Raw genomic sequence first — 4,722 nt, forward strand, 5'->3', positions numbered from 1 at the left:
AAGCCCGCGTATTTTCCTCATTGGTATCGGTCACCAATTCGGCGGCCTCTCGAAGAAGGGCGTCGGCGCTGAGCACGTTTTCCCAGCACGAAGCCATGAGGTTTGAGGCTTGCTTGGCAGCCTGTTCTTCGGTCAAAATTGTTTCGGCGAGTTCGAGCATGGTTTTCCGAGCTTCGGCCGAAGCCGCAAGCTGATCGGCGGCCTTCTCATCATCACCCGAAACGCCCTCTTTGGCCGATTCGGCAAACGATTTCGCGGCGGAAAGCTTCACATCGACATCGGGAATCTTGCCTAGCACATCGGGAATCTTCGATTCATCGAGGTCGTTGAAAGAAGCCACCACCAATTCATCGGCGGCAAGCACGACCTCATCGGCCGAGGTGAGTTCGCTGAAACCTTGGCTGAGCAGCGATTTGTGTTGTTGATTGTCTTCATACGCGGCCGTGAACACATGCACTGCAAACGCCGAAGCGCCCGCAAACGCCGCAAGCGCGAATGCGAGACCCACTGCGCGCCAAGCGCGGCGCGCAGTTTTGCGGCGTTTGATTTCGGCTTCAGGGTTCGCGAGCGCACGATCTCGCGCCTGGGTGCTTCTGTTTCGACGGTCGGAAATCGACAGAGCGATGCCCGCGACGTCGGCGCCCGTAATGGGCTGCTTTTTCGAGGAAGCGCCCGGTGCACGTTTCGACTTCCCCGAAAAAAAGTGGGGCATGGTGAATGAAGGGGAAGCACCCGAACCGCCTTGCGACGCATCTTCTTCGTCTTTTTGCGCGCTGAGGCCACCGAGCACCGAAAGCGACAGCTCGTTGGACGTTCCCTTGGTGTTTCTTTTCAAATGGAGGTTCGCCGCAATGGTGCGGTGCTCCCCAGTATGGGCTTTTTTCTTCATGCGGCTATTGTATCGCAGAGCCCACAACGCCCCGACGCAGCGCCTCAATCGCTTCGGCGCGCGTGCATTTCACGATGTTTTTCGACGGAAGCGAACGCAGGAACACCCTTCCGTAGCCCTTCGTAACCAATCGCTTGTCAGCCAACACAAGTGTACCGGAATCGGTTTGAGAGCGAATAAGGCGACCTGCCGCCTGCTTCACTTCGATAACCGCCTGAGGCAGGGTGTAATGCGACCAGGCGCTTGAATCGCGCACCGCGCGCTCACACGAAAGCGGGTCGGTCGGCTTGGCGAACGGCAGCTTCGGAATAACCACGCCTTTCAATGTAGCACCGGGGGCATCAAAGCCTTCCCAGAAGCTCTTCAGGGCGAACAGCGACAAGTGCTCGTCTTTCAGGAAGTCGTCTCGCAGGCCTTTCGTTGAAACGCCCCATTTTTGGCATACGAGCCGCAGCCCCGCTTCTTTCAGCGAAGGGTCGACCGCGCCAAAGCATTCTTCCATTTCGCGACGATTCGTGAACAGCGTGAGCATGCTTCCGTTTTGCGCAAGATGCGCCTGCGCAAGGAAATCTTCGAGCGTTTCCAAGTAGCCAGGCTGATTGGGCTCGGGAATATCGGTGAGCACAAGCACCTGCATATTCTTGTCGAAATCGTAGCTCGAGCCCAGCATGCAAGTATTTGCCCGCGACTCCTCGGTCTCGCCAAGACCCATGGCGCCGAGGAAGTTCTTGAAATCGTCTCCCACGGCGATTGTCGCGCTCGCATACACCACGGAATGCGTTTTCTCGTAAAGGGTTTCGTCGAGCGTAGCGCCAATATTCACGATAAGAGCCTCGAGGCATTCGGCGACGCGTTCAGGCTTGCGCGAAAGCTTCGCGGCATACACGTAGTTCTCGTCGACTTTATTCAGAATAAGGTCGCACGCTTGCAGCATGCCCTTCGCATCGATGACTACCGTCGCAACATCTCGCTGCGCATCGGCAACACCGTCGACGCCTTCGAGGAATGCGACGAGCTCGCTCGCCGCAGAGACGAGTTTTTCGGCCGATTCTTGGAATATCTTGCCATATTCGCGCAGGCCAGCGAACTGCTGGCTCGTGCGCACCTCGTCGTTGATCCACAGCTCGATGTTCTCGTAGTTGCGATTCTGACGATTCGTATCACACGCCACCAGGTCTTTCATGTGGTGGGAGAACGCGATTGCATCGCCCGAGAACGCACGGCCGGCCTTGGCTGCCTTTTCGGTGAGGCCATAGAAAAGCGAACTCGCTTCGGGCATCGTTGCCTCGTTCATGGGCGCGCGACGCTCCAGACGCACGAAGGGGTTGCGCTTCGCATCGGTTGCGGCCAAACGATTCGCAAGGCGCACGATTTCGGCGGCATCGAGCTTCACGGCAAGCGCACGACGGGCTTCCGCCTCGGCGCCGTGGGCCTCATCGACGACCCAATAGCGCGTCGGAGGCAGCAAGAAACCCTCGGCAGCAAGGTCGCAGAAGAACAATGAGTGGTTCGTTACGAGCACGTTCGCCGATTCGGCGCGCTTGCGCAAGCCATGCACGAAGCACTGCGGGCCGAAGAAGGGGCATTTGCGCTTCAGGCATTCACGCGACGCGGTGGTGATGGCATAGCGGGGAAGCACACGATAATCGAGCTTCAGGCCATCCATGTCGTCATATTCAGTTTGTTCAATATACGAAAGCAGAGCGGCAATTGAAGGCGCCTGACTCACATCTTTACCCGTCACATTCACCATGCGCGCACCGTCGCTTACGATATGCGACACTTTTCGCATGCAGGGGTAGTGCGAGAATCCCTTTAGGGCCACGTACGACAAGTCGCCTACACCGGCTTTGGCAAGCGTGCTTTTCAGCAGCGGCAGTTCCTTATAGACGATTTGGTCAAGCAGGGCATTGGTTTTCGTAGCCACGCCAATGCGCGAGCCGTTACGAAGGGCGCCAAGCGCGGAGGGCAGCAGGTAAGCCATCGACTTACCGACGCCCGTACCCGCTTCAACCACCAAATTCGTGCTCGTGGAGAACGCCTTGAGCACTTCTTTAGCCATAACGACTTGTTCATCGCGCGGCTCGAAGTCGTTATACAGGCTGCCCACCAGGCCATCGGGGGAAAATGCCGCTTCAATTTCCTCGGCAGCGGGGAATTCCATCGGCAAATCTTCCGATTGCTCATTGACGGAAGCATTTTCGGAAGCGGGCTTCGGCTGGTTCGCTTGTGAAAAACGGCTACGACGCATAGCTGAAAGCGAAAACGGGAAGGTTTCCGCCTTCTCGCCCGCCGCCGATGTCGCATGTTCGCGCTGCTGGGCCGCGATAAGTGCGAACACAGCGCCCGTCGACCATTCTTCAATGGGCGCAAGTTTGGAAATATACTCGACCAAATCGTTCGGCATATCGCTCACAGCAGCCAAAAGAATGCGGTATACCGCGCACAGGGCCTCGACGTCGGCGTCGGCACGGTGGGTTGAAATAGGCGCGTCGAACGCATGAACTAAATCGATCAGGCGATGCGATTTCAAACGCGGAAGCGCGATGCGCGCCAAATCGAGGGAATCGATCCAGAGGTTTTCTTTCAAGCATGCGCCACCCGCGTTTTTCGTCACGAAATGGCGGTCGAATGCGGCGTTGTGCGCGACGAGCGTGGCGTCGCCCACGAATTGCGCGAGCTGCTCGCACGCCTCAACGGGCGTGGGCGCATCGGCGACATCGGTATCAAAGATATTCGTAAGATGAGAAATTTCATCGGGAATAGGCTTGCCGGGATTCACGAACGTCACGAACCATTCAGTGATTTCGCCGCGCTCAAGACGAGCGGCAGCAATTTGTGTAAGCTCGTCTTTCCGTTCGGAAACGCCCGTGGTTTCGGTATCGATAACCACGATATTGCGGTCGAGGTCACCGTAGTCGGCATGCAAAGCTTGCGTTTTTAACGAGGCGTAACGCGCCACCACATCGGTGGGCGTGCCATCGGTCACAAAGTCGTATACACTCGTGTGTTGATCGTCTATTTGCATTCGTTGCACTTCCGATTCGATTCATTCATCCATATATGTTTTGAAGCCTACCACGAAAGGACGCCGCATGACCTCTCATAAGCCCGGCGATATATATTTTGGCGAGTATGTTCGCTTTTCCACCTCGGATAAAAAAGTAGGAGCCGCGCTCGCAGGCCCCGATAATGCCGTGGGCGATATTGGCACCATCGAATTCGTGCTCGATGACTCCAAAAGGCAAGTCGCGTGGCTTAAAAATCCTTACGGGCAATTGGTTGGCTTTTTGAATAACCACGACTCATACAACGCGGCCGTCATGGCCGCAAAAGGCTGGGAGCTGCATTACGTGCTCAGCTTCACCGCCTACAGCGAAGAGCCTGAACCGGGCGAGTATTGGGGTCAGGTTGCCCTTATCGCCTTCGCACCGCGTTACGCCGAGGAATTCAATGTTTTCTTGAAGGCGTTCGCAAAGGCAGCTGGCGACGGATTGCGTCCCGATCCCAAGCTCAGCAACGACAGCATCGTTTCCGTGCTTGCCAACCCTGCCGAATGGAAGCCTTCCTCAAAAATCAAAATCCCGCGCGGCGGCGGACGCACTGCGATTTTGAAAGACCATCGCAGCGTGCACGACTCCATGCTCGACGCCGCTCGTTCCAAAAAGGTCGGCTGCTACATCGTAAGTTGGGCCTTTATTCTGGCGGTTGTCACGCTCGTGGTTTGGGCGCTCCATAAATTCGGCCTTTTCTAAGCCGTTCTAAGACATTTTCGAAGCATTGGTAGACTAACGAGCCCTGCGGAGGAGAAAACCCACCGCAGGGCTCGTTTC

At 56.6% G+C, this 4,722-nt stretch carries 2 protein-coding genes and 1 pseudogene; 1 reads left to right on the forward strand and 2 read right to left on the reverse strand.

The window, feature by feature from the left end:
* Together ACWI8T_RS08185 and ACWI8T_RS08190 are read right to left on the reverse strand one after the other, a co-directional pair.
* Positions 1–889: pseudogene (locus tag ACWI8T_RS08185) on the reverse strand (hypothetical protein); the annotation flags it as partial.
* 4 nt (positions 890–893) lie between these two features.
* Positions 894–3,917: a helicase C-terminal domain-containing protein gene (locus tag ACWI8T_RS08190; RefSeq protein ID WP_449138587.1), complete on the reverse strand. Its 3,024-nt coding sequence runs from the start codon at positions 3,915–3,917 to the stop codon at positions 894–896.
* 67 nt (positions 3,918–3,984) lie between these two features.
* Between ACWI8T_RS08190 and ACWI8T_RS08195 the strand changes: the two genes are divergently transcribed.
* Entirely contained in the window at positions 3,985–4,644 is a 660-nt protein-coding gene (locus ACWI8T_RS08195; protein WP_302854827.1) for a hypothetical protein, read from the forward strand.
* The last annotated feature ends 78 nt before the right edge of the window (positions 4,645–4,722 follow it).

It is taken from the genome of Slackia sp. (genome assembly GCF_977041755.1).

Bases quoted from the DNA above. Each gene is read 5' to 3' on its own strand.
- ACWI8T_RS08190 (WP_449138587.1), bottom strand. From the start codon at position 3,917: ATGCAAATAGACGATCAACACACGAGTGTATACGACTTTGTGACCGAT.
- ACWI8T_RS08195 (WP_302854827.1), top strand. From the start codon at position 3,985: ATGACCTCTCATAAGCCCGGCGATATATATTTTGGCGAGTATGTTCGC.